This is a genomic window from Cryobacterium sp. TMT1-19 (assembly GCF_004403055.1).
GTDB lineage: Bacteria > Actinomycetota > Actinomycetes > Actinomycetales > Microbacteriaceae > Cryobacterium > Cryobacterium sandaracinum.
The window spans coordinates 26,917-51,796 of record NZ_SOHB01000010.1 but is presented as its reverse complement, the minus strand read 5'-3'; the positions used below and the strand labels follow the sequence as shown (position 1 = coordinate 51,796).

The window sequence follows — 24,880 nt, the reverse complement described above, 5'->3', positions numbered from 1 at the left end:
GACCAGGTCGACGCCTTCGAAATGCGAGCGATCCAGGCGCGAAGGCCTGAATCAGCGCCCGACCTGACTGCGCGCTATGCCTCGACGGCCGGCGCGGCCAGAGCGCTGTCGACGTCGGCCTGCTGGGCGGTCGTGAGTGAGGCCTGTGGCTTGGCGGTTTTGGTCGCGGCCGCTCCGACAGCGGCTCCACCGACGAGGTTGCCGAGCAGTTCCCGGATGCCGATACCCATGGTCGACTTGAGCACGCCGTCGACCTCGGTGATACCGGAAGCGACATTCTTGGTCAGTTGGCTGGCGCCATCCGTGGAGATGACCGTCAGGTTGTCGATGTTCGACATCGGAGCGGCCAGCTCGCGGGCGATCTCGGGCAGCATTTCCACCATGCGAAGCTGGATCAGCGCCTCACTCTGCTCGGCGACGGCCTCGGCGGACAGCCGGGTAGCGGTCGCCTCAGCGGTACCGCGGGCGAGGATGGCGTCGGCTTCGGCCTGCCCCTCCGCGCGGAGGGCCTCGGCGTTGGCGATGCGGCTGTCGCGGTCGGCGTTCGCGCCGGCCACGGCGGCCTCCGCCGCCGCGATGGCGGTCACCCGGATGCGGTACGCCTCGGCGTCGGCGATCGCGTTGACCTCGGACTCAAGCTCGGCCTTGCGGAGAGATGCGCGCCGCTGGGCGGTGAGCTCCTGCTCCTGCACGATGGCCTGCTGGGCCTTGGCCTCGGCCAGCGGCTTGGCCGCGGCGGCTTCGGCGGCGGCCTTGTCGGTGTCCAGCTGCAGCGCCGCTTTCCGAAGTGCGAGCGTGTTCTGGGCCTCGGCGATGGCCTGCTCGGCCAGAATGGCGGCCTCCTGTGCCTCCCGGTTGGCCGCGTGCTCGGCAACCTCGGCCTGGCGCCGCACCTTGGCCTGCTCGGCGCGTCCGAGGTCCCGGATGTAGTCGTTCTCGTCAGTGATGCCCTTAATCTCGAACGAGTCCACGTCGACGCCCTGGTTGGCCAGGGACTCCCGGGCGGTCGCCAGCACCGAGGAGCCGAGCTCGTCGCGCTTCTGAATGATGGTCATCACGTTCGTGCCACCGATCGACGACCGCAGAGATCCCGACAGTACTTCCTGTGCGAAGCCGTCGATGTTCTTGTCCTGGCCGAGAAACCTCTGCGCGGCGGCACGAATGGCGGCCGGGTCGTCGCCGACCTTCACAATGGCGACTGCTTCCACAGTGAGGGTGACGCCGTTCTGGTCCTGGGCGACGGCCGTGATCTCGATCGCCCGGCTGCGCAGGCTGATCTTGAACGCCTTCTGGAAGAACGGGGTGATGAACACACCCTGGCCGTGCACGACGCGTTGCCCGGATTCCTCCAGCGTGGCGCCGTCGACTATGGTCTTCTTCGATTTCTTGCCGGTGATGATCAGGGCTTCGTCCGGCCCGGCGTTCTTGTAGACGCTCTTGGCATAGAACAGGCCGATCAGGAAGACGACGATACCCAGCATGATGAGACCGGGGATGGGGCTGAGCAGGAATTCAAACATGGGGTCCTTCCGTTCCGCCGGCACGAAGATCATGCACGTGGCCTGGCACTTCGCGCGGCGCGCGCGGGCACGAGACCCTCGAAGCCTAGTGGTCCGGGTCAGGCGGAACCATTCCCATTTGGGGGGTGCAGGTCAGAGCAGGCCGCGCTCCTGAGCAATAGTCACGGCCCGGGCGCGGTCGGTGTCCTCAAGCTTCTGATAGATGTTGCGCAGATAAGTTTTGACGGTGTTCGGGCTCACATTGTGCTTGCGGGCGATGTCCGCCACGGATTGATGGAAGGGCAGCTCGCGCAGCAGCACCCGCTCCCGCTCGGTGAGCGGTGCGACCGGGGCAGGGGCCGGGGCTGGAGCTGGGCGATTCTCCCCCGGCGCCTGAGCGGACCGAGTCAGAATCCGGCTTGCAAAACCGTCGAGGTCCCCAACCGCCCGACCCTGGTGCCGAGAAGCGACACCCCGAGCCCGCCCACGGCCAGAAAGGCTCTCTCGACCCGCAGCTGCTCAGCCAGGCGCGGCGCCCGAGGAAGACGGGCATCCGCTTCGGCAGATCGTTCACCCTCCTCGGCGATGCCGGCGAGCACGATCCAGGCGCTCACGAGCGTGGACCCGCGCCAACACCGGGCGGCCGGCGTTGCGGCGGCTTCCAGCCGCCCACCGGCGCCGTGGCGGCCCGGGGCCGGCGGGTACGCGAGGGAGCGGAGCAGCACGGCCTCCAACGAGTCCGCACCCAGCACGTTCTCCACCAGGAGAGTGACACGTCGGGCCTCGGCCCGCCCGTCCAGCGCACCGGTCAGCTCGAACCAGGGAATGCAGCACAGGCTCAGCACACGCGGGTGGGCGTCCGCATTCTCCCGCATCAAGCCGTTCAGACTCTCGAGCACCGATCGCCGCCTCGGGTCCGCCGCCGGTGCCGACAGGGACAGGAAGGTCTGGGCGGGCACGATCAGTCCGGAATCGCACACTAGAGGGTCGGCCGTGACAAGCCGTTCCAGCACGCCCTGCTCGATCGGCTCGCAGCGTTCATACCGGCGGATCTGGAGCGAGACCGAGGCGCGGGCCGCTGCGCGGTCGAACGCCGCCCCCGCCACGGATGCCGAGGCACCCGTGGCCGGGCGCGCTGCGGCATCCGTCGCCCGAGCGAGTTGATCGTCGATGAGGCCGGCGCGGGCCCAGTCGCCCCGGCGGGAGGCCGACACGGCGGCGAGGTCGCCGGCAAGCAGGAACAGCCATTGGTTACCGGCATTCCGCGCGGTCACAGCCACCATTCGCAGTCCCGCTTCGGCTCGCTCCGCCTCGCCCAGACCGGCGCGGCACCAGGTCTCCGCGGTGGCGGCCAGCAGGTCGACACCGAGGTCTCCCCGCCGCCCCGGTGCGGTGCGGACGGCGCCCAGCCTGGCCAGACGGTCGCGGATTTCGTCAGGCGTCGCTGCGAAGAAGGCGGCAAGCGCGTCGATCACGACGGTCAAGATCTCCGCACTGCCGCCGGACGCAAGCCCCACCGCCTCGAGCTCCGCCAGCAGGTGGTCGGCCTGCCCCCGGTCGGGAAAGTAAGGCGCGTCCAGGAGCAGCCTCAGGGACGCCGCCACGGATGCACCTGGGTTCCCGGCGCGCGCGGCCGACTCTGCCAGGGCACGGAGGACGAGGTCTGGCGTTCCCCTGAGCACGAGATCGAGACCGAAAGCATCGAGCATCTCGGCGGCGAGGACGGGCAGCTCGGCAGCAAGCGCCTGCTCGAGAGCGTTTTGACCGTCGGCGCGGCGCGCGAACCACCGGGCCGCGGTCTCGTGAGCCGCCGCCGCCGCCACGAAGTCACGTCGCCGCGCCTCGCCCTGCAGATAGGCCAGCAGGATCGGGTGGATGCGATACGCCCTGGTGTCGTCGCCGCTCTCCCTGGTGATAAGTGCGCTGGGCCCGGCCAGCCGGTCCAGCACAGCCCCGGCATCCGCTCGCTTCGTCACCTCGACGGCCAGGTCGACCGAGAGGGCAGGCCTGACGGCGGCGCGCAGCATCGTGTTCTCGTCACCATCAGCTCAGCCGTCGATGATCTCCGACCGGAGGAAACCGGCCACCGCCGGATCGTCACCGTCGAAATCCACCACCAGCCGTGCGGAATCGTTCCTCCCGTGCAGGAACGGCACGATCAGCATCAGACCGGTCACCCATCCCGCGGTGCGCTGCAGCAGGATCGTCGTCTCCTCGTCCGTCAGGAGGAGACGATGCCCGGCGGCGAGCGCCAGCAGCTCGCTCCGATCGAACGCCAGGTCCGCCGGCGACCACGAGACGGATGTCCTCGGGCGCCGACGCGACCGGCTCGCCCACCAGCCCCGGCCGATCCGCTTCGACACGGTCCAACCCACCGATGAACACGTACCGGGTGTCCCCGTCGCCTGACACCCCCGAGCGCCGCCCGACCTGCCGCCAGACATCAGCGGGACGGAACCGGCCCGGCTGCGCGCGTACCCAGGTGACCGACTCCCCGTTCCGGTGAAGACGGCCAGCCCAGGAGGCCAGCAGGGTCATCTTCCCGGAGCCTGCCGCAGCCCAAACGCAGACGCAGCGCACTTCGCCGGCGATGAGCCGATGAAATGCACCATCAAGCCGCGGCCGTTCCACCTCAGCGGTCGACGGAGCCGGGATCGGCGTGCCGACCCCCGGTGACGGTGCAGCCGGTGACGACGCTGCAGGTGTCACGGCTCCCGGTGTCAGGGCTGCGCCCGGAAGCACCATCTGAGCCGGTACCCGATGCGAGGTCATAGAGACACGTCCTCCATTCGCGGTCCCGAGTGGTCGTTCAGCCTCGTCACCGTAGCTCTCGGCCTGCCCCACGGCTAGGGTGCCCGGTGCACGCCGCACCGCCTGCAGCGGGTTCGAACGTTTGGAATTCACCCGTTTCGGGTGAAGGTGGTCCGGCCGCCTGGACGTAGAACAGTGGCACCCGTCACATTGTGTCGTGGTCGACGCTCAACGCAGGAAAACGGCAGTGCCCGAAGATGAGGAGAAAGTGCCATGGACTTCTGGGAAAACCTGTGGGGGACGATCTGGTTCTTCTTCTGGACCTTCGCGATAGTTTCGTAATTCTTTGCTCTCTTCGGCGTCATCGTCGACCTGTTTCGGGACCGGCAGCTCGGCGGCTGGGCGAAGGCGGCGTGGTTCCTCGTCCTGTTCTTCGTTCCCTTCCTCACCGTGCTGATCTGCGTGATCGCCCGCGGCAAGGGCATGGCGGAACGCAGTTCCACGGAGTCGAGGGAGTACCAGGCGCAGACCGATCAGTACATCCGCAGTGTCGCCGGAACCAGTGCCGGGCCCACGGAGGAGATCGGCCGGGCGAAGGCCCTGCACGATGCGGGCGCGATCACCCCGGCCGAGTTCGACGCCCTGAAGTCCCAGGCGCTGTCGAGGTCGTCCTACACCGAATAGGACAGCCACCCAATAGGACAGCCACCGAATAGGACAGCACGCACAGAGCGGTGGCCTCATCCGTTGAACCGGATGCGCCCACCGCCCTGTGCGTGACCTGATCGAGTGGGGTGCTGCTTCATGGTTAGACGGCGTCGAGCGCGTAGCCCTCTTCACCGTGCACGATGGTGTCCACTCCGGCCACCTCGTCTTCGTTGTTGATTCGGAAGCCGATCGTCTTCTGAATGATCACGCCGATGCCGTAGGCCATCACGAAGGAGAAGATCGCGATGCCGAAGGCTGCGACAAACTGCACCCAGAGCTGGTTGAGGCTGCCGGTGTCGAGCAGGCCGATGCCCGACCCGAAGATACCGATGTAGAGCGTTCCGATCATGCCACCGATGAGGTGGATGCCCACCACGTCGAGCGAGTCGTCGAAGCCCCACTTGAACTTCAGGTCGATGGCAACCGCGCACACCGCTCCGACGAGGACTCCGAGGACGATCGCCCAGAACGGGGTAAGGATGTTACAGGCAGGGGTGACGGCGACGAGCCCGGCGACGGCACCCGAGGCGGCACCGATCGAGGTGGGCTTGCCGTCCTTGATCTTCTCGACGATCAGCCAGCCGAGAATACCGGCGGCGGGAGCGACGAGCGTGTTGATCCAGGCGAGGGCGGCGACACCGTCGACGGCGGCTTCGGAGCCGGCATTGAAACCGAACCAGCCGAACCACAGGAGCGAGGCACCGAGGAGGGTGAGCGGAACGTTGTGGGGCTTGGAGATGCCCTTCTTGAAACCCACCCGCTTGCCGAGCACCAAGGCGAGAGCCAGACCGGCTGCACCGGCGTTGATGTGCACGGCGGTGCCACCGGCGAAGTCGTTGACCCCGAGAGCGGCGGGAGCCCAGCCGTCGGCGAGGTTGAAGACCCAGTAGGCGACCGGGAAATACACCAGGGTCGACCACACGGCGGCGAAGATCAACCAGGCGCCGAACTTGGCACGGTCGGCGATCGCACCAGAGATCAGTGCGACGGTGATGATGGCGAAGGTGGCCTGGAAGCCGGCGAACGCCAGCCCGTTCAGGTCGGGAGAGAGAAATCCGTCTTCCCCGGCGCCGAGCAGCCCACTCAGGCCGAGCAGCCCGGACGGGTTGCCGAGGAAACCGGGGATCAGCGGCGGGCCGAAGACGAGCCCGTAGCCGTAGAGCACCCACAGCACACCGACAACGCCCATCGCGCCGAAGCTCATCATCATCATGCTGATGACGCTCTTCGCCTTCACCATTCCGCCGTAGAAGAAGGCAACACCGGGAGTCATCAGAAGCACGAGGGCGGCCGCGACGAGGAGCCACAGGGAATTGAGATTCAGGGCTATTTCATCAGTTGTGGCGTCCAACAGGACTGACAGTTCAACCATGGATATGGTTACCTCTCGCTACTAACAGTGATTGCCGTCGACGTGCACAGGGTGAGCGGTTGATCGTGTCTCGGCGGGTACAGAGTCAGTTTGGAGTTGTCAGGTTTCGGTGAGTGCGCGCGGATGTTTCGCCCGCGTTACGCGCCGAGCGACGGTGTTAACATCGCGTTTCCGGCAGGCAGAGCGGTGGTCCGGCCCCGATCAGTCGTGGATCAGTCGTGCGGTGGAAGCTCACCTGTGGTCAGCGCCACGAGACGGGACTGGGACCGCTGGTACTTCTTTCGGTAACCGCCGGAGAGCATCTCCTCGTCGAAGACCTCGTTCAGGGGCTGCCCGTTTGCGATGATCGGAATCTCCGCGTCGTAGACCCGGTCGATGAAGGCGACCAGCCTGAGGGCATCCGTCTGGTCGGTCAGCAGGTACACATCGGTCAGGGCGATGACGTCGATGCCGTGGATCAACTTGATGTACTTCGACGGATGCACCGTGCTGAGATGTCGGATCAGGTCGCCGAAGTCGTCCCGGGTCACCGTGGAGCCGCGTTCGACCAGGGCGGGCACCAGCTGGTCCACTTCGTCCCGGGGCACGGCGATGGCGTGGCCCTCGATGTCGCGCCTGCGGTAGTCGAGGCCGTCGATACGCACGATCTCGAAGTTCGCGGACATCGCCTGGATCTCGCGAAGGAAGTCGATCGCGGCGAAACGCCCCTCGCCCAGCGAATTCGGCGGCGTGTTCGACGTGGCGGCGACGCGGGTACCCGAGGCCACGAGCTCGCCCAGAAGCCGGGTCATCAGCATAGTGTCGCCCGGGTCGTCGAGTTCGAACTCGTCGATGCAGATCAGGCGGGCGCCGGAGAGCTGCCTGACGGTGGCTGCGTAGCCGAGTGCTCCCACCAGTGCGGTGTACTCGATGAAGGTGCCGAAGTATTTCGGTCCCGGGGCGGCATGCCAGAGCGCGGCCAGCAGGTGGGTCTTGCCGACGCCGAAACCACCGTCCAGGTAGATGCCCGGCAGCTCCGGCTTGGGCTTGCGGGTGCGGGAGAAGAAGCCGCTGGGCCGCTGGGCCAGCCAGGCTCCGGCAAAGGTGCCCAGCCGTTCCACGGCCTCGAGCTGCGAGGGGAAGTTCAGGTCAGGTCGGTACGACGCGAAGGAGGCGTGCTCGAACTGGGGCGGCGGAACCAACTCGGCCACGATCTCCGGCCCGGTGATGCTCGGAGAGCGATCGGCCAAACGTTGCACCTGGCTGAGAGCTTGTGGAGCCATGCTGTAGTACCCGGTTTCTGTGTCGGACTGATAGTCCCGGTCGGAGCATCATCGTTGAAGAACGACCGCGGATGCGATCAGGACCCATACCGCGTAGATTCGAAAACGCGGACCGGTAACCAGCCTAAGCCGCGCCCATTTGATTCCAGTGTCCATCGGACGCCACCAGGAGGTTCCCCCCATGTCTGTTGATCTCGATCCGGCACCGAAGTTCATGGCCTACGCCCACCCCGAACGTCTGGTCAGCACCGAGTGGCTGCAGGCGCATCTCGAAACCCCCGGTCTTGTTGTCGTCGAATCGGATGAAGACGTTCTGCTCTACGAAACCGGCCACATCCCGGGAGCCGTGAAAATCGACTGGCACACCGACCTCAATGATCCGGTCGAGCGCGACTTCGTCGACGGTGCCGCCTTCGCCGCAATGCTCGGTGCCAAGGGCATCTCCCGCGACACCACCGTGGTCATCTACGGCGACAAGAACAACTGGTGGGCGGCCTACGCCCTGTGGGTGTTCACCCTATTCGGCCACGAAGACGTCCGCCTGCTCGACGGCGGCCGTGACAAGTGGGTGGCCGAGGAACGAGGCCTCACCCGGGACAAGCCCGTTATCACCCCGACCGTGTACCCGGTCGCCCCGCGCAACGATTCCGCCATCCGCGCATTCCGCGAGGATGTCTTCGCGCACTTCGGGAACCCGCTGATCGACGTGCGCTCCCCCGAGGAGTACACCGGCGAACGCACCCACATGCCGGCCTACCCGGAGGAGGGCGCCCTGCGCGGCGGCCACATCCCGTCGGCAGCGTCGGTGCCGTGGGCGCGCGCCGCTGCACCGGACGCCACCTTCCGCACCCGCACCGAGCTGGACGCCATCTACCGTGACGAGGCCGGCCTCTCCGACGGCGACAACGTCATCGCCTACTGCCGGATCGGCGAGCGGTCCAGCCACACCTGGTTCGTCCTGACCCACCTTCTCGGCTTCGAAGGCGTGCGCAACTACGACGGGTCCTGGACCGAATGGGGTAACGCCGTGCACGTGCCGATCGCGATGGGCACGGAGCCGGGCGCCGCACCTCAGCCCCGCTGAGCCGGCCGGCCCACTCGGATTCCGGGGCCTCACGGCCCGCGCATGGCAGAATGAGTGTTGATGACCGCCACCGAACTTCCCGCCAAACTGGCCGAGATCCGCGATGACTTCCTCGAACTCGAGGAGTCCGACCGGCTGCTGCTGCTGCTTGAGTTCGCCGACGAGCTGCCGGCGCTTCCGCCGCGCTACGCGGAGCACCCGGACCTGCTCGAGCGGGTCGTTGAATGCCAGTCCCCCGTCTTCATGTTCGTCGAGGTGGACGACGAGTCCGCGGTGCACCTCTACGCGACCGCTCCCCGGGAGTCGCCGACGACCCGGGGCTTCGCCTCGATCCTGGCCCAAGGTCTGGATGGGCTCAGCGCCCAGGAGGTGCTCGATGTGCCGGATGACTATCCGAACACGATCGGATTGACGAAAGCGGTGTCTCCCCTGCGCATCCGCGGCATGTCAGCCATGCTCGCCCGCACCAAGCGCCGCCTACGCGAGGGCGCTGCGTGACCCTGACACGGGTGTTTCCGGAGCCGGACGCGGGCGGCGATACGGTCGACCTGCCGCGGAGCGTCGACGGGCTCGACCCGGACAGCCGGGATTGGCTGTTGCGGCGCTACGCCCCGGCGCCGGGCGCGTACCTGCGGGTCAACATGATCGCCAGCCTGAACGGCGGCGTGGCCGGGACCGATGGCACCTCGGATTCCCTCTCGAGCCGCCTCGATCGCCGCATCCTAGGTGTGATCAGGGAACTTGCCGACGTCGTCCTGGTCGGCGCCGGCAGTGTCCGTGCGGAGGGGTACGTCGTGCCGGCCCGGGCGGCCCTCGCGGTCGTCACCTCCAGCGGAAACCTGGCCGGTCATCGGCTCGAGCACTTTACGCACCGGGACTCCGCACACCCGGAATCCGCGCATCGGCAGCCGGTGTTCATCCTCTGTCCGCGCATCGCAGTCGGCCGGGTGGAGGCCGCCACGGTCGGGGCCCGCACGACCGTCGTGCCGCTCGACGATGAGAACGGTGTCCTCACTCCGTCCACGATTCTCGCGGCCCTCTGCGCCCTCGGCCTCCCGCGCATCGTCTGCGAGGGAGGTCCGGTGCTGGCCGGGCGATTCTTCGCGGCCGACCTGGTCGACGAATTCTGCCTGTCCACGAGCCCCCAGGTAGTGCTCGGCGGCCGGGGGTTGCTCGAATCGGCCACGGCCGGATCCACCGGATTCAGGTTGCGGCAACTTCTTCTGGACGACCAGGGAGCGACTTACGCTCGGTGGGAGCGATCTCGACCAGCCAGTTCGTGATGGCCTGATTCCAACCCTCGCGGTCGTAGTTCCACAGCTTCGTGTGCCGCGCCACCGCGAACGGCAGAAAGGTCACGATGTCGGGTCGGCGCCCGGCCAGGGCGCGGGAGCCGGTCGCGGGCACGAATCCGTCGTCGTCGCTGTGCATCAGGAGCACCGGTAGGTCGAGCTCGGCGGCGCGCGTGACGAAATCGAGGCGTCCGAAGTCGATCGGTTGGGTCTGACCGGTGACGATCTTGCCCCAACGCCGTCCCAGGACCTCCAGAGCACCGCTGGCGATGACCGCGGGCAGGCCGAGCAGGCCGCCGTGGAAGCGCGCGACATCCGCCCAGTCGATCACGGGCGAGTCGAGCACGATGCCGACGATCCGGTCGCGCAGCGTTGATCGCGTCGCGCTCTGCAGCACGATCGCGCCGCCCATGGACCACCCCATCAACACGATCTCGGTCGCACCGCGGTGCACCGCGAACGCGATCGCCGCATCGACATCCTGCCACTCCGCGTCTCCGAGGGAATACCGGCCGTCGCCGCTCCGCGGTGCCTCCCCGTCGTTGCGGTACGACACAAGCAGGGACGTGAAGCCCGCATCCCGGAAGACCGGCGCCGCTCGCAGCGTCTCCTGCCGCTGCACCCCGCGCCCGTGCACCTGGATCACCCAGCGGCCGTCCGGCTCCTCGGCCGGGATCAGCCAGGCCGGGGCGTCACCGGCGTCGGTAGAAACGAGCACGTCCTCGAAGGCGAAGCCGAGGTCCCAGGGCCCGAGGTACGAGTAGCCGCCGAGCCGGCCGCGCTCGGCCCGGGCCAGATCCCCGTGATCGACGCGCAGGATGCGCCGCGTCACCTTCGTGGGCGTGAGACGGAGGATCTCGCCCAGGTGGGCGTGTCCTGTATCACCCGAGAACCAGAAGCTGTAATCGCCCTGCAGTACGGAATCCGCCGTGGACTGCAGCGTAATCGTTTCCGCCGCGAGGTCGACGGAGTGGATCCGCACGTCGTCGGAGCGCGTGGTCGAGGGCGTCACAATCCGACGTGCCATCACGGCCGCCAAAACACCGCCCGCGACCCCCAGCAACACCGTTGCCCCGGCGACTGCGATCCCGCTCACCGCCAGAAAACGCCTCGGGTACCGCCCTGAGCCCGCCCGCTCACGCATGACTACCTCCCCTGTCCGGCGTGCCTGTCCGACTCCGCTCGAAAAAAACTCTAGTCTGCACACGTGCCCGAAACACAAGAAACGCTCCCGCCGGAGTTCGCCGCCGCCCGCGCATCCTTCGCACGTGCCCGCATCCGTACGGAGCTTGTGGTCAATGAGATTTCCGCACCCGGAAACCTCGCTCCGCACTCCATCGCCTTCTCGGCCGACGTGACCCCGGTACGTCACGGGAGCGACTCCGATCTCGGGACCGGACGCTTCATCCTGCTTTATGACCCGGCCGAGCCCGAGGAGTGGGGCGGCGCCTTCCGCGTCGTCTGCTTCGCCCAGGCTCCCCTGGAAACCGACATCGGCCTCGACCCGTTCGTCGCGGGGGTCACCTGGTCGTGGCTGGTCGATGCTCTCGACGCCCACGGGGCACGGTATACAGCGGCCTCGGGGACCGCTACTAAGATTATCTCGTCCGGCTTTGGCGAACTTGCCAAGCAGGGCGATGGCGCGCAGATCGAACTGCGAGCCTCGTGGACGCCGCTGGACCACAATCTCGCCGCCCACGTCGAAGGATGGGGCGAGCTGCTCTGCATGCTCGCAGGTCTTCCACCCACTGGCGAAGGAGTCAGCATGTTGTCCACACGCCGAACCGGTCGTGCTTGATCACCAGGTGATCGATACGCGGGACGCCTACCTCGCGGCGACCGCAGTCCTCAGCGCGGGCACGGGCCCGATCGGCATCGACGCTGAACGAGCCTCCGGCTTCACCTACTCCCAGCGCGCCTACTTGATCCAGATCTATCGGCGCGACGCTGGCACATTCCTGTTTGACCCGCCCGCGATCGGCGACTTCCACGAGCTCAACCAGGCTCTGCGCGATGACGAGTGGATTTTCCACGCCGCGAGCCAGGACCTGGCCTGCCTGCGCGAGGTTGGACTTGACCCCCGGCACATCTTCGACACTGAACTGGCCGCTCGCCTGCTCGGAATCCCCCGGGTCGGCCTCGGCACTGTGGTGGAAGAGCTGCTCGGCATCCATCTTGCCAAGGAACACTCCGCCGCCAACTGGTCGACCCGCCCACTGCCGGAGGCCTGGCTGGTCTACGGCGCGCTCGACGTGGAACTGCTTCCCGACCTGCGTGACCGTATGGTCGACATGCTCGCCACCGATTCCAAGACCGACATCGCCGCGCAGGAATTCGCCGCCGTGCTGGCGCGTGAGGCGAAGCCCGTCGGCCCCGAACCCTGGCGCCGCCTTTCCGGCGTGCACTCCATCCGGGGACAGCGCGGTCTGGCCGTGGCCCGGGAATTGTGGCTGGCTCGCGACGCTCTGGCGCAGGAGCTGGATGTGTCCCCCGGCCGGCTCGTGCCCGACGCGTCGCTGACGGCGGCAGCACGGGCAATGCCGGCGAACCGGCAGGCCCTGGCTGATCTGAGGGAGTTCAGCGGCCGTGCGAGCCGCAGCGAACTCGACCGCTGGTGGCGTGCCATCCAGAAGGGCCTGGCGTCAACCGACCTGCCGTCGCTTCGGGGAAACGGCGACCTGCTCCCGCCCCCGCGCGCCTGGTCCGACCGCAATCCCGAGGCTGACCTGCGCTACAAGGCCGCTCGCGCAGCCCTCACCGAGGTCTCCGAGGAGCTCGCCATCCCGCTGGAGAACCTCGTCACCCCGGACTATGTCCGCCGGGTAGCGTGGACGCCGCCCGAGAACGTCGACCCCGCATCCGTCGGTGAGGCGCTCGCGCACCTGGGTGCGCGCACCTGGCAAATTGAAGTGACCGCACAACGGATCGCCGATGCCTTTGTGGATGTCCACCAATCGATCGAGCTCTCTTCGGAAGCGGATTCGTAGGATCCGTCCAAGGATTCGACCCTCCACGGGAGCCCCTTTAGGATCGACCGACACCTGATCGATGATGGAGGCAAAGTGGCCGATAGAACAGAAGTCGTGTTTGTGGACGGGGTTCGTACCCCGTTCGGACGCGCCGGTGAAAAGGGCATGTACTGGAACACCCGGGCGGATGATCTCGTGGTCAAGGCCATGATCGGACTGCTGGAACGCAACCCGTCGGTCCCTGGGGAACGCATCGACGAGGTGGCGATTGCCGCCACCACCCAGACCGGCGACCAGGGCCTCACGCTCGGTCGCACGGCGGCACTGCTTTCCGGGTTGCCGAAGTCGGTACCCGGATTCGCCATTGACCGGATGTGCGCGGGCGCCATGACCGCCGTGACCACTCTCGGAGCCGGGATCGGATTTGGCGCCTACGACCTGGCCATCGCCGGCGGCGTCGAGCACATGGGACGCCACCCGATGGGTTCGGGCGTCGACCCGAATCCGCGTTTCCTGTCCGAGCGCCTGGTCAGCGAGGACGCCCTCAATATGGGTGCCACGGCCGAGCGCATCCACGACCGGTTCCCGGCGTACACCAAGGAGCGGTCCGACCGGTTCGCCCTGCGCAGCCAACAGAAGGTCGCCGCGGCCTATGCCGCCGAGAAGATACAGCCCGACCTGGTGTCGGTTGCGATCCGCAGCGATTCCGGCTGGGGTCTGGCGACCCGCGACGAGGCTCCCCGCCCCGAAACCACGATGGAGGGCCTCGCGACTCTCAAGACCCCCTTCCGTCCCCACGGACGGGTCACTGCCGGCAACGCGTCCGGGCTCAACGACGGTGCCAGCGCCTGCCTCCTCGCCAGCGGCAAGGCCGCCAAGGACCTCGGTCTCACCGTCAAAATGAAGATGGTCAGCTTCGCCTTCGCCGGCGTTGAGCCGGAGGTCATGGGACTCGGCCCGGTCCCCTCTACCGAGAAGGCCCTGCGCAAGGCCGGCCTCAGCATCACGGACATCGGCCTGTTCGAACTCAATGAGGCTTTCGCCGTGCAGGTCATCTCGTTCCTCGACCACTTCGGCATCGACGACGAGGACCCGCGGGTGAACGAGTACGGCGGCGCGATCGCCATCGGACATCCGCTCGCTTCCTCCGGCGTGCGCCTGATGAACCAGCTCGCCCGTCAGTTCAGCGAGCACCCGGAGGTGCGCTACGGCCTCACCGCCATGTGCATCGGCCTCGGCCAGGGCGGCACCGTGATTTGGGAGAACCCGAACTTCAACCGGAAGGCAAGCAAGCGATGAGCAACTACTCCCAACTCGATTTCACCCCGCTGGTCGAGCTGTCGGCCGACGAGGTCGTCACCCACTGCTACGTACACGATGTGCCTCTGTCCGGTGGAAGGACCCTGGCGCTGGTCACGCTCGACAATGGCCGGGACCACACCCGCCCGAACACGCTCGGCCCGAACACCCTGCTCGAGTTCGCCATGGCGATGGACCTTCTCCGGGAACGCGCCGCCCTCGGCGACATCCACGGCGTCGCCGTCACCGGCAAACCATTCATCCTCGCCGCCGGCGCCGACCTGAGCAAGGTCAGCGAGATCCCATCGCTCGCGACGGGCAAGCTGCTGGCCCAGTTGGGCCACTATGCGCTGGGCAAGCAGGCCGAACTGGGTGTGCCCTCCTTCGTGTTCATCAACGGGCTCGCACTGGGGGGCGGGCTGGAGATCGCCCTCAACGCCGATTACCGCACCGTCGACGCGACCGTGCCCGCGATCGCGCTGCCCGAGGTCTCCCTTGGGCTGATCCCGGGCTGGGGCGGCTCCTACCTGCTGCCCAACCTGATCGGCATCGAGAACGCGCTCAAGGTGATCATCGAGAATCCGCTCAAGCACCGCACGCTCAAAGCGGCGGATGCTCTCGAGCTGGGCATCGCCGACGTGCAGTTCGCCTCGGCCAGGTTCCTTGAACAGTCCATCGAGTGGGCCGATGGCGTGATCGCCGGAAAGACAAAGGTCGCCCGGCCCAATACGCCCGGCAAGGTCGAACGGCTCGTGAAATGGGATGTGGCCGTGGGCGTGGCCCGCAAGATGCTGGAAAACCGCATCGGAACCGTCGCCCGGTCGCCGTACATCGCCCTCGACCTGCTCAAAGCAGCCAAGAGCGGATCTCGCCAGGAAGGGTTCGAGCGGGAAGACGACTCCTTGGCCGAACTCATCGCCGGAGACCAGCTGCAGGCCAGTATTTACGCTTTCAACCTGGTGCAGAAGCGAGCCAAGCGGCCGGCCGGTGCGCCGGACAAAGCCCTTGCCCGCCCGATAAAGAAGGTAGGCGTCATCGGCGCCGGCCTGATGGCCAGCCAGTTCGCCCTTCTCTTCGTGCGTCGCCTGCGCGTGCCCGTAGTCATCACTGACCTCGACCAGGCCCGCGTCGACAAGGGCGTCGCGTACATCCACGGCGAGATCCTCACCCTGGAGACCAAGAACCGTATCTCCCCCGACGAGGCCAACCGGCTCCGCGCTCTGGTCACGGGAACGACAGACAAGGCACAGTTCGCCGACGCCGACTGGGTGATCGAGGCCGTCTTCGAGGAACTCGGAGTGAAGCAGGATGTCTTCGCCGAAATCGAGAAGCACATCTCTCCCGACGCCATCCTCGCCACCAACACCTCGTCCCTCTCGGTCGAACAGATCGGTGCGAAGCTGGCCCACCCCGAGCGCCTGGTCGGTTTCCACTTCTTCAACCCGGTGGCGATCATGCCGCTGATCGAGGTCGTGAACACCCCGCGGACCAACGACGCCACTCTCTCCACGGCGATGGTCGTGGCAGCCAAATTGCGAAAGAACGCGGTCATCACCCGGGACACCCCCGGGTTCGTCGTGAACCGCCTCCTGGCGAAGCTCCTGGGTGAGGCCATGCACGCCGTCGACACCGGAGCCCCGTTCGAGGTCGTCGATGGGTCACTGGCTCCGTTCGGGATGCCGATGACCCCTTTCGAGCTGCTCGAGCTGGTCGGCCTCAAGGTCGGCGCACACGTTCTGGACACCCACCATGCCGCATTCCCGGACCGGTTCTTCGAGAGCGCGAACCTGCATAAGCTGGCCGAGCACGGAACCATTCTGGAGCGCGACGCCAAGGGCAGGATCAAGGGCTTCGACAAGGGCGCCGTCAAGATCGTCGCGGGCGGGCAGACCCCGATGACAGCCGAGCAGATCCTACGCCGGATCGAGGACGGCCTCGCCGATGAAATCAAGCGGATGCTGGACGACGGCGTCGTGCACGCCGCGGAGGACATCGACCTGTGCATGATCCTCGGGGCCAACTGGCCGTTCCAGATGGGCGGGATCACGCCCTACCTCGACCGCGTCGGCGCGAGCGAACGGGTCTTCCAGGGCACGTTCCACACCCCACCGATCCGCGGCGTCGCTGCCGCGGCCCTGCCTGCCACCCGCACGACCGTAGGCGACTGACTGCATCCACTCCGCCGACCCGTAACCTCGGCTCCTTTCTCTTCACGGAAGGGGAGCCGAGGTCGTGGCTCGGCGCGGTGGTCGGCGGTATTTTTGTGCGGCCGGCGGGGCCGGAAGGGTGAGGCCCGCCAAGTGTGGGCGTTGGGGGTCGCACGGGCCGGGGTTTCCGAACCGGGCGTTTCCCTTGCCGACGTAGACGATCAGGGGACCTCGATGTGGGGTGGACGTGCAATCCACGCCCCATCCGAGTCCGGGCCCGGCCCGGCCCGACCAGCAACTCTGCCCTGAACGAATTCGACGGAGATTTTGGATTTTGGCGGATTTGGCCCACAAACCCCCGAGAAAGCGGTTTCCCCAGGATCTCCGTCGAATTGGCTCGACGCCGGGCACGGCACCCCGCCTGTGAAGAACAGCGACCACGGGGTGATCTCAGCCCCAGCCTTCCGGAAACGACACAACCATTCGATAGGGAATCACCTAGTCGTGCTGAAGGTTTGCCGGGATGCTGGCGGTGTCGGCGCGGTCCGCCGGCAGGGGCCGCGCATGCGGGATCTTGCTGCCGAGCACCATTGCGACGACATCGCGGGCGATGCGCTGCGGGGTCAGCCCAACACGGTCGAGGATCTCGGCGCGGGTGCCGTGGTCGAGGAATTCGTCGGGCAGCCCCAGTTCGGTGACCGCCGTGTCCACGCCGGCTTCACGCAGATCTTGGCGGACACGGGTGCCGACGCCGCCGACCCGGACGCCGTCCTCGATGGTCACGACGATGCGGTACTCCGCGGCCAGGGCCACGATGCTCCGCGGTACCGGGACGACCCAGCGCGGGTCGACGACGGTGGCTCCGATGCCCTGGGCTGCGAGCCGGTCCGCCACATCGAGACCGATCGTGGCCATCGGCCCGACGGTGACGATCAGCACGTCTTTCTGGGCTGATTCCAAGAGCACGTCTACGCCGTCGCCCAGGCGGCGCACGGCGTCGATTGGTGCGCTCACGCTGCCCTTGGGGAAACGCAGCACAGTGGGCGCGTCGTCGACGGCCACGGCCTCTTCGAGCTCCTCTGCCAGGCGCACCGAGTCCCGAGGTGCCGCGAGGCGGATCCCGGGGACGACCTGAAGGATCGCCAGGTCCCAGATGCCGTGATGGCTGGGACCGTCGGGCCCGGTCACCCCGGCCCGGTCGAGCACGAATGTGACGCCGGCCTTGTGCAGGGCGACATCCATCAGGACCTGGTCGAACGCCCGGTTGATGAAGGTGGCATAGAGCGCGACGACCGGGTGCAGGCCACCGAAGGCGAGGCCGGCGGCACTGGTGACCGCGTGCTGCTCGGCGATGCCCACGTCGTGCACCCGGGCGGGGAATCTCTCGGCCATCTTGTGCAGGCCGGTGGGACGGAGCATGGCCGCGGTGATGCCCACGATCTTCGGATCGAGTGTGGCAAGGCGCAGCAGCTCGTCGGCGAACACCGACGTCCAGGAGGGTGCGCCGGCGGATTCGGTGGACTCCCCTGTTTCCGGGTCGATCTGGCCGACCGCATGGAACTGGTCGGCGGTGTCCTGAACGGCCGGGTCGTAACCTTTACCCTTCTGGGTGATCGCGTGCACGATCACCGGCGCGCCGTAGCCCTTGGCCTGATGGAGCGCCTCGACCATCGCCGCCATGTCGTGGCCGTCGATCGGGCCGATGTACTTAATGTCGAGGTTGGAGTAGAGCGCCTCGTTGTTGGAGAACCGGGCGAGGAAGCCGTGCATGCCGCCGCGCACGCCGCGGAAGAACGCCCGGGCGGGCGCGCCCATCCGTTCGAAGGCCTGACGGCTGGTCAGATAGGCACTGTGGTACGCCTGTCGGGTGCGCACGGTGTTCAGGAAGCGGGCCATGCCGCCGATGGTGGGCGCGTAGGAGCGGCCGTTGTCATTCACGATGATGATCAGGCGACGGGTGTTGTCGTCGCTGATGTTGTTGAGGGCTTCCCAGGTCATGCCCCCGGTCAGGGAGCCGTCGCCGACGACCGCGATCACATGGCGGTCGCTCTGCCCGGTCATCTCGAAGGCTCGGGAGATACCGTCAGCCCAGGACAACGAGCTGGAGGCGTGGGAACTCTCCACGATGTCGTGCTCGGACTCGCGCCGCTGCGGGTAGCCGGCCAGGCCACCGGCCTGGCGGAGGAGGCTGAAGTCCTGGCGCCCGGTGAGCAGCTTGTGCACGTAGGCCTGGTGTCCGGTATCGAAGACAATGGCGTCACGCGGGGATTCGAAGACCCGGTGCAAAGCGATGGTCAGCTCGACCACGCCGAGGTTCGGACCAAGGTGCCCGCCGGTCTTGGAGACTTCCCGAACGAGGAACGCCCGCACCTCGGCCGCGAGCTGGACGAGCTGTTCCATCGAGAGGCGATCCAGATCTCTCGGCCCGAAAATCGTGTCCAGTAGCGCCATCGATAACACCTTTCACGTTGCGCTATCCGCCATCAGAAAACCGGCGCATAGATTCGGTCAAGCCGAGTCTACGCGCCGGTTTCGGTAGCTAGCCGAAAGGCTCCTGCGTGCTATGCGACCAGCGAACGCAGGACGTACTGCAGGATGCCGCCGTTGCGGTAGTAATCGGCCTCACCCGGAGTGTCGATGCGGACGACCGCGTCGAACTCGACCGTGGCCTTGCCGGCGGCAGACTGCGCACTCGGCGCCGCCGTGACGCGCACCGTCTTCGGGGTGACCCCGCTGTTCAGCTCGACGAGACCCTCGATTGTGACGACCTCCGTGCCGTCCAGTCCAAGTGACGCCCAGCTCTGGCCGGCCGGGAACTGCAGAGGCACGACGCCCATCCCGATCAGGTTCGAACGGTGGATGCGTTCGAAGCTCTCCGTGATGACGGCCTTCACCCCGAGGAGGCTGGTGCCCTTCGCGGCCCAGTCGCGGGACGAACCCGAACCGTATTCCTTGCCACCGAAGATGACCAGCGGCGTGCCGGCGGCCTGGTAGTTCTGCGAAGCGTCATAGATGAACGCCTGCGGAGCCCCGTCAACGGTGAAGTCGCGGGTGTAGCCACCCTCGACTCCGTCCAGCAGCTGGTTGCGGAGACGGATGTTCGCGAACGTGCCGCGGATCATGATCTCGTGGTTGCCGCGGCGCGAGCCGTAGGAGTTGAAGTCGCCCCGTTCGACGCCGTGCTCCAACAGGTAGGCGCCGGCCGGGCTGTCGGCCTTGATCGAACCAGCAGGGCTGATGTGGTCGGTCGTGACCGAGTCGCCCAGTTTGGCCAGCACACGGGCACCGACAATGTCGACCACCGGGGTAGTCTCCATGGTCATGCCGTCGAAGTATGGAGGCTTCCGCACATACGTGGACTCAGGGTCCCACTCGAAGACCTCGCTGTCCGGTGTCGGCAGGCCGCGCCAGCGCTCGTCGCCCTCGAAGACATGGCCGTACTGCTTCGTGAACATGCCGGTGTCGATCGAGCCGTCGATCGTGGACTGCACCTCGGCGGAGTCGGGCCAGATGTCCTTGAGGAACACCTCGTTGCCGTCGCTGCCGATGCCGAGCGCATCCGTCTCGAAGTCGAAGTTCATCGAGCCTGCGAGGGCGTAAGCGATGACCAGCGGCGGGCTGGCCAAGTAGTTCATCTTGACGTCGGGGCTGATCCGACCCTCGAAGTTGCGGTTGCCTGAGAGCACCGCGGTGACGGCGAGGTCGTTGTCGTTGATCGCGGTCGTGACCTCGTCGATGAGCGGGCCGGTGTTGCCGATGCAGACCGTGCAGCCGTAGCCGACGGTGTAGAAGCCGAGGGCCTCCAGGTCGCTGGTGAGGCCGGCCTTCTCGTAGTAGTCGGTGACGACCTTCGAGCCCGGAGCCAGGGTGGTCTTGACCCACGGCTTGCTCGTGAGGCCCTTCCTGACGGCGTTTCGGGCGAGCAGGCCCGCGGCGAGCATGACACTCGGATTGGACGTGTTCGTGCACGAGGTGATGGCCGCGACAGCGACCGCTCCGTGGTCGAGCGTGTAGTTCGCGCCGTCCTGCGTGGTGATCGCGACGGGCCTGGACACGCTGATCGGAGCGTGGCTCACATGGTTGTGTGAGGCCTTGTGGTCAAGGTTCTCGTCCTCGGCGGTAAAGCCGATCGGGTCTGAAGCAGGGAAAGAGGCCTCGACGGCCGCGTCCACAACAGTCCAGTCCTGCGTCGCGTAGCTCTGCAGGTCAAGTTCGAACTGCGACTTCGCCTCGGTGAGGATGACGCGGTCTTGCGGGCGCTTCGGGCCGGCAATCGATGGCACGACGGTGCCCAGGTCGAGCTCGAGGTACTCGCTGAAGACGGGTTCCTTGTCGGCATCGTGCCACAGGCCCTGCAGCTTCGAGTAGGCCTCGACGAGTGCAACCTGCTCGTCGCTGCGACCGGTCAGGCGCAGGTAGTCGAGGGTGACGTCGTCGATCGGGAACATCGCGGCCGTGGATCCGAACTCCGGGCTCATGTTGCCGATCGTGGCCCGGTTGGCCAGCGGAACCTGCGAGACACCCGCGCCGTAGAACTCGACGAACTTACCGACCACGCCGTGCTTGCGCAGAATCTGGGTGATGGTGAGCACGACATCCGTCGCGGTGACGCCGGTCGGAATGGAGCCGTTGAGCTTGAAGCCGACCACCTTGGGAATGAGCATCGAGATGGACTGGCCGAGCATGGCTGCCTCGGCTTCGATGCCGCCCACACCCCAGGCGAGCACGCCGAGGCCGTTGACCATGGTCGTGTGCGAGTCGGTTCCCACGCAGGTGTCGGGGTAGGCCTGGAGCACGTCGTTGCCCTCGGCGTCCGGCACGGTGCGGGTCATCGTGACGCGGGCCAGATACTCCAGGTTGACCTGGTGCACAATGCCGGTTCCGGGCGGCACGACCTTGAAATCGTTGAACGCGGTCTGGCCCCAGCGCAGGAACTGGTACCGCTCACCGTTGCGCTCGTACTCGATCTCCACGTTGCGCTCGAGGGCGTCCGCGGTTCCGAACAGGTCGGCGATGACGGAGTGGTCGATGACCAGCTCGGCCGGAGCCAGCGGGTTGATCTTCTTCGGGTCGCCGCCGAGTTCGGCGACGGCCTCGCGCATGGTGGCGAGGTCGACGATGCACGGCACGCCGGTGAAGTCCTGCATGACGACGCGGCCAGGGGTGAACTGGATCTCGGTGTCGGGTTCCGCCGTTGGGACCCACTCGCCCAGGGCGCGAATGTGGGCCTCGGTGATGTTGGCGCCGTCCTCGGTGCGAAGGAGGTTCTCCAGCAGCACTTTCAGGCTGAACGGAAGCTTCTCGTAGCCCGTTACCGCGTCGAGACGAAAGACCTCGTAGTCCGTCGACCCGACCCGCAGGGTGTCCTTGGCTCCAAAACTGTTTACGACCGCATTATTAAGCGCCGACACGATGCCCTCTCCTTCGTGGAAACCGACGGCGAAACCGTCCGCAATCCTCAATCCTGACGACCGGACGCCTGCCCCTGCCAGCAAGGGTAACCTAACCGGCGGATGCCACGTGCGGACGATGTCCAACGCCGAACTATCTTGACGTAGAGATAACTCTAGCGGTGCCACCGCGTTTCCCGCGCTTATTTCCGGCAGATGTCGCGGAATCGCGGTGAATTTATTCGGGCCGGCGACCCGCTGCGTCGTCGGTCTCCCGGTCGTCGACGCGGTAGACCGCCCGGACCACCAGCCACGAGATCACCAGGAGCGGCGCGTAGAGCGGAATCCCCATCAGGAGCTTGACGGCGCCGAGCCACTCCACGTTTCCGGAGTAGTAGAGGGGAAGCTGAACGGCCAGGCGCAGGGCGAACAAGCCCGCCCAGCAGAGCGTGAGAATGGTCAGCACCCGACGCCTGGACCGGTTCGACCGCCAGGCGATTCCCTCGCCCATCAGGAATCCGACAGCCAGCCCGATCAGCGGCCAGCCGACGACCGCCGAGATGAAGAGGGCACCGCCGTACAGTCCATTGGTCCAGAATCCGGGCAAAAAGAAGTCTTCGGCGCGGCCGGTGAACAGAGCGAGCACGGCGCTGACGATCAGTGCCACCAGGCCGCCGACGGCAGGCGTCACCGTTTGGCGACTAATCCGGCGCAGAACGATGAAAACGACGCCGATCAGCACCGGCACAACGAGGGACAGCACCAGCGACTGCTCGGGAAAAAGCTGCCGGGTGAAGGTGTAGGTGATCAGGAAGACGAGTCCGGGCAGCAGGGCCTCGACCAGTCCACGGATGCCGCCCATCGCGGCCAGCAGGGCGCGCCCGCTGATCGGATCACCCTCGGCCGCCGGCGTGAAGCCGGCCCGCCGGGCCGCCGCCGCCATGCCGTCGGCGAACGCGGCCGGCACGGGCGAGTCAGGCGCGTTCTCTGATGCGTCGGGCTCGCGGGCCTCGTCGGGGAGTGGTGCGTCCGTCATCCCGGCGTTCTTCAGGACTGGCCCGGCTCGGCCGCAGTGGCGGGGGTGGCCGGCATCCGCAGCGGAATGAGGTCACGCGGCGGCATCGGGGCGGATCCGCGCACCACGACGATGCTGCGGAACAGGTTTTCGATCTCAGTCGCGGCGTCGGTGTTGATGGCACCCTCGCCGGCAATCACGCCGCGCAGGAACCAGCGCGGGCCGTCGACTCCGATGAAGCGGGCCAGCCTGCTCGTTCCGTCGGATCCGTGACCCGCGGCCACGGGAATCTCGGCCACCAATTCGGGGCCGAACGGGCCTTCGCGCAGGGTCGTCGTTCCGCCCTGCTTGCCGATCTGATCGGCGATCTGGGCGCGGATTTCGTTCCACAGGCCACTTGAGCGGGGCGCGGCGAACGGCTGTACCTGGAGGGTGGAGCCGGCGTAGTCGAGCCCGATCGCCACGACCCGCTTGCTGCCCTCTTCGATCTCCAACCGTAGGTGAAGCCCCTCACGCGGGAGGATCTTGACCCCGCCGAGGTCCACGTAGGGCCGCACCGGGTTGGCTTCGGCTTCGTCGAGGGGACCCTCGGTCGCACGATCGTCCGGCGCCGACTTGGCCGTCTCGTCCGGGTTCTCCTCCGGGTTCGCGGTGTCGCTCACTGGTTGTCTCCTGACGTTGAGGTGCCCGTGCTGATGTTCCGGCTCAGGCCGGTGGACCCGAATCCGCCAACCCCGCGCTGGCTGCCGGGCAGCCGATCCACGGGAATAAACGTGGCCCGACTGACGGGCATGATGATGATCTGGGCGATGCGGTCGCCGATCGCGATCGCATGGGGCGTGGTCTGGTCGGTGTTGAGCAGCGTCACCTTGATCTCGCCGCGATACCCGGCGTCGACGGTGCCCGGCGCGTTCACGATCGTGATGCCGTGCTTGGACGCGAGACCGCTGCGGGGCACGACGAATGCCGCGAAACCGTCGGGCAGGGCGATCGACACGCCCGTGCCGACCAGTGCTCGTTCGCCGGGGGCCAGGACTAGAGCCTGGGAGGAATGAAGGTCCGCTCCCGCGTCACCCGGGTGCGCGTAGCTCGGGAGGATGGACGCGGTAATCAGGACTTCGACGCTTTCTGCCACGTGTCGAGGCTAGTGCAGAAGTCTGATCGAATAGACCCATGCCTGAATATCGCGAAAAACTCTGGGCCTCTCCCGCACCCTATGTGGCGACTGCGCTCATCATTCCTGCCAGCATCCTCGTGTTCGCACCGATTTCGATGCTGGCCGGGGTGCTGCTGGCCGCCGGTCTGTACGCCGCTTGCGTTCTGGCGCTGCTCTTGTCGGCACCGGTGGTGCAGGTGCGGGGCGGTGAGCTCACCGCCGGGCGCGCGAGCATATCGATCGATCTGGTTGGCGAGGTTCAGCCCTTCGACGGAGATGAGGCCGCCCTGGAACGTGGCCAACGGCTCGACGCCCGGGCCTGGCTGCTCATCCGCGGCTGGATTCGGCCCGTCGTGCGAATCCCGATCGTGGATGCGACGGATCCGGCGCCGTATTGGCTGGTGTCGACGCGGCGCCCACAGAAATTGGCCGCCGCGATCAACGGATCGCGACGACCAGCATCACATGATTGAGCGCGTTTAGGAGTCGCACTCCAGGCATACCAGGCCGAGCTTGGTCTCGTGCGACATCTGCGAACGGTGCTTCACCAGGAAGCACTCCACGCAGGTGAACTCGTCCGCCTGCGGAGGCAGAACGACGACATCGAGGTCGAGGTCGGACAGATCAGCGCCGGGAAGATCGAAACCACCGGGGTTGTCCGAGTCGTCGACATCTACGACACCGGACATCTTGTCGGGTACGCGCTCCTTGAGGGCCTCAATCGACTCTGAGTCGTCTTCGGTCTTCCGTGGTGCGTCGTAATCGGTTGCCATACCCATCCATTCAGTTACGCCGAGAAAGGATTTCGGCGGCCATAGTTTCCAACAATCCGGGCGGAATAGCAAACTACACGCCGCGTCATTTGCTCGGCACAGTCATCAACTTGCGGCACGCCCGGCGTATTCCCCGAAGATTCACTCTTTACATGGCATTCTT

General features: G+C 66.7%; 22 protein-coding genes. 9 read left to right on the top strand and 13 right to left on the bottom strand.

The genetic code is table 11. The features are described 5' to 3' along the window. Positions 1-74: 74 nt before the first annotated feature. The 4 genes from E3T40_RS02515 to E3T40_RS02500 all read right to left on the bottom strand — a co-directional run bounded on the left by E3T40_RS02515 (position 75) and on the right by E3T40_RS02500 (position 3,862). On the bottom strand, positions 75-1,520 hold the full coding sequence (locus tag E3T40_RS02515) for a flotillin family protein (protein ID WP_158250210.1): 1,446 nt from the start codon (positions 1,518-1,520) through the stop codon (positions 75-77). A gap of 132 nt (positions 1,521-1,652) precedes the next feature. Next, positions 1,653-1,910 (bottom strand): response regulator transcription factor, encoded by a 258-nt coding sequence (locus E3T40_RS16650; RefSeq protein ID WP_255408697.1) that lies wholly within the window; start codon positions 1,908-1,910, stop codon positions 1,653-1,655. Further along, positions 1,907-3,526, bottom strand: coding sequence for a hypothetical protein (locus E3T40_RS02505; RefSeq protein WP_134542591.1), 1,620 nt, complete (start codon positions 3,524-3,526; stop codon positions 1,907-1,909). The genes E3T40_RS16650 and E3T40_RS02505 overlap by 4 nt, the downstream gene beginning before the upstream one ends. A gap of 21 nt (positions 3,527-3,547) precedes the next feature. Continuing rightward, entirely contained in the window at positions 3,548-3,862 is a 315-nt protein-coding gene (locus E3T40_RS02500; protein WP_134542590.1) for a hypothetical protein, read from the bottom strand. Between the two features lie 838 nt (positions 3,863-4,700). Between E3T40_RS02500 and E3T40_RS17485 the strand changes: the two genes are divergently transcribed. Continuing rightward, on the top strand, positions 4,701-4,934 hold the full coding sequence (locus E3T40_RS17485) for an SHOCT domain-containing protein (RefSeq protein ID WP_369828380.1): 234 nt from the start codon (positions 4,701-4,703) through the stop codon (positions 4,932-4,934). A gap of 124 nt (positions 4,935-5,058) precedes the next feature. Here the strand turns inward: E3T40_RS17485 and E3T40_RS02490 are convergent, their stop codons facing one another. Then, a complete protein-coding gene (locus tag E3T40_RS02490; protein WP_104194901.1) occupies positions 5,059-6,330 on the bottom strand; it encodes an ammonium transporter in 1,272 nt (423 codons plus the stop codon). Positions 6,331-6,542: 212 nt separating this feature from the next. Continuing rightward, positions 6,543-7,592 (bottom strand): cell division protein ZapE, encoded by a 1,050-nt coding sequence (zapE, locus tag E3T40_RS02485; protein ID WP_104169743.1) that lies wholly within the window; start codon positions 7,590-7,592, stop codon positions 6,543-6,545. Positions 7,593-7,773: 181 nt separating this feature from the next. Here zapE and E3T40_RS02480 point away from each other — a divergent pair, with 181 nt between their 5' ends. Genes E3T40_RS02480 through E3T40_RS02470 form a run of 3 tightly spaced genes read left to right on the top strand, consistent with a single transcriptional unit; the run spans position 7,774 to position 9,959 of the window. After that, positions 7,774-8,676, top strand: a complete 903-nt coding sequence (locus E3T40_RS02480; RefSeq protein WP_104169742.1) for a sulfurtransferase — start codon at positions 7,774-7,776, stop codon at positions 8,674-8,676. Positions 8,677-8,736: 60 nt separating this feature from the next. Then, a complete protein-coding gene (locus tag E3T40_RS02475; RefSeq protein ID WP_104169741.1) occupies positions 8,737-9,174 on the top strand; it encodes a SufE family protein in 438 nt (145 codons plus the stop codon). Then, positions 9,171-9,959, top strand: coding sequence for a dihydrofolate reductase family protein (locus E3T40_RS02470; protein ID WP_241981647.1), 789 nt, complete (start codon positions 9,171-9,173; stop codon positions 9,957-9,959). The genes E3T40_RS02475 and E3T40_RS02470 overlap by 4 nt, the downstream gene beginning before the upstream one ends. On the opposite strand, the gene E3T40_RS02465 is transcribed toward E3T40_RS02470, so the two are convergent. After that, positions 9,880-11,064, bottom strand: coding sequence for a S9 family peptidase (locus E3T40_RS02465; RefSeq protein WP_158252052.1), 1,185 nt, complete (start codon positions 11,062-11,064; stop codon positions 9,880-9,882). The genes E3T40_RS02470 and E3T40_RS02465 overlap by 80 nt on opposite strands. A 111-nt stretch (positions 11,065-11,175) precedes the next feature. On the opposite strand from E3T40_RS02465, the gene E3T40_RS02460 reads away from it, so the two are divergent. The 4 genes from E3T40_RS02460 (at position 11,176) to E3T40_RS02445 (ending at position 16,404) form a co-directional block, all read left to right on the top strand. Continuing rightward, a complete protein-coding gene (locus E3T40_RS02460) occupies positions 11,176-11,766 on the top strand; it encodes a DUF3000 domain-containing protein (RefSeq protein ID WP_104169739.1) in 591 nt (196 codons plus the stop codon). Further along, positions 11,759-12,955: a ribonuclease D gene (locus E3T40_RS02455; RefSeq protein WP_104169738.1), complete on the top strand. Its 1,197-nt coding sequence runs from the start codon at positions 11,759-11,761 to the stop codon at positions 12,953-12,955. The genes E3T40_RS02460 and E3T40_RS02455 overlap by 8 nt, the downstream gene beginning before the upstream one ends. 75 nt (positions 12,956-13,030) lie before the next feature. Further along, positions 13,031-14,236, top strand: a complete 1,206-nt coding sequence (locus tag E3T40_RS02450) for a thiolase family protein (protein ID WP_104169737.1) — start codon at positions 13,031-13,033, stop codon at positions 14,234-14,236. Beyond that, positions 14,233-16,404, top strand: coding sequence for a 3-hydroxyacyl-CoA dehydrogenase NAD-binding domain-containing protein (locus E3T40_RS02445; protein ID WP_134542589.1), 2,172 nt, complete (start codon positions 14,233-14,235; stop codon positions 16,402-16,404). The genes E3T40_RS02450 and E3T40_RS02445 overlap by 4 nt, the downstream gene beginning before the upstream one ends. Positions 16,405-16,881: 477 nt before the next feature. Here E3T40_RS02445 and dxs read toward each other — a convergent pair whose 3' ends face one another. From dxs to dut, 5 genes are all read right to left on the bottom strand, one after another. Next, entirely contained in the window at positions 16,882-18,834 is a 1,953-nt protein-coding gene (dxs, locus tag E3T40_RS02440) for a 1-deoxy-D-xylulose-5-phosphate synthase (RefSeq protein WP_104169735.1), read from the bottom strand. Between the two features lie 110 nt (positions 18,835-18,944). Continuing rightward, entirely contained in the window at positions 18,945-21,794 is a 2,850-nt protein-coding gene (gene acnA / locus E3T40_RS02435) for an aconitate hydratase AcnA (protein ID WP_104194953.1), read from the bottom strand. A 217-nt stretch (positions 21,795-22,011) separates the two neighbouring features. Then, complete coding sequence (locus E3T40_RS02430; protein WP_134542588.1) at positions 22,012-22,809, bottom strand: DUF3159 domain-containing protein; 798 nt, start codon at positions 22,807-22,809, stop codon at positions 22,012-22,014. A gap of 11 nt (positions 22,810-22,820) precedes the next feature. Beyond that, entirely contained in the window at positions 22,821-23,450 is a 630-nt protein-coding gene (locus tag E3T40_RS02425; RefSeq protein ID WP_104169733.1) for a DUF3710 domain-containing protein, read from the bottom strand. Next, positions 23,447-23,923, bottom strand: a complete 477-nt coding sequence (dut, locus tag E3T40_RS02420; RefSeq protein ID WP_104169732.1) for a dUTP diphosphatase — start codon at positions 23,921-23,923, stop codon at positions 23,447-23,449. Before dut ends, E3T40_RS02425 begins: the two co-directional genes overlap by 4 nt. Positions 23,924-23,961: 38 nt before the next feature. Here dut and E3T40_RS02415 point away from each other — a divergent pair, with 38 nt between their 5' ends. Further along, the gene (locus tag E3T40_RS02415; RefSeq protein WP_104169731.1) at positions 23,962-24,417 is read left to right on the top strand and encodes a DUF3093 domain-containing protein; all 456 of its coding nucleotides are present in this window, start codon (positions 23,962-23,964) and stop codon (positions 24,415-24,417) included. A gap of 6 nt (positions 24,418-24,423) precedes the next feature. On the opposite strand, the gene E3T40_RS02410 is transcribed toward E3T40_RS02415, so the two are convergent. Next, on the bottom strand, positions 24,424-24,717 hold the full coding sequence (locus E3T40_RS02410; protein ID WP_104099606.1) for a DUF4193 domain-containing protein: 294 nt from the start codon (positions 24,715-24,717) through the stop codon (positions 24,424-24,426). Between the last annotated feature and the right edge of the window lie 163 nt (positions 24,718-24,880).

Coding starts and splice junctions, on each gene's coding strand:
- E3T40_RS02515 (WP_158250210.1), bottom strand. CDS start 1,520: ATGTTTGAATTCCTGCTCAGCCCCATCCCCGGTCTCATCATGCTGGGT.
- E3T40_RS02505 (WP_134542591.1), bottom strand. CDS start 3,526: ATGCTGCGCGCCGCCGTCAGGCCTGCCCTCTCGGTCGACCTGGCCGTC.
- E3T40_RS02490 (WP_104194901.1), bottom strand. CDS start 6,330: ATGGTTGAACTGTCAGTCCTGTTGGACGCCACAACTGATGAAATAGCC.
- zapE (WP_104169743.1), bottom strand. CDS start 7,592: ATGGCTCCACAAGCTCTCAGCCAGGTGCAACGTTTGGCCGATCGCTCT.
- E3T40_RS02480 (WP_104169742.1), top strand. CDS start 7,774: ATGTCTGTTGATCTCGATCCGGCACCGAAGTTCATGGCCTACGCCCAC.
- E3T40_RS02475 (WP_104169741.1), top strand. CDS start 8,737: ATGACCGCCACCGAACTTCCCGCCAAACTGGCCGAGATCCGCGATGAC.
- E3T40_RS02445 (WP_134542589.1), top strand. CDS start 14,233: ATGAGCAACTACTCCCAACTCGATTTCACCCCGCTGGTCGAGCTGTCG.
- dxs (WP_104169735.1), bottom strand. CDS start 18,834: ATGGCGCTACTGGACACGATTTTCGGGCCGAGAGATCTGGATCGCCTC.
- E3T40_RS02430 (WP_134542588.1), bottom strand. CDS start 22,809: ATGACGGACGCACCACTCCCCGACGAGGCCCGCGAGCCCGACGCATCA.
- E3T40_RS02415 (WP_104169731.1), top strand. CDS start 23,962: ATGCCTGAATATCGCGAAAAACTCTGGGCCTCTCCCGCACCCTATGTG.
- E3T40_RS02410 (WP_104099606.1), bottom strand. CDS start 24,717: ATGGCAACCGATTACGACGCACCACGGAAGACCGAAGACGACTCAGAG.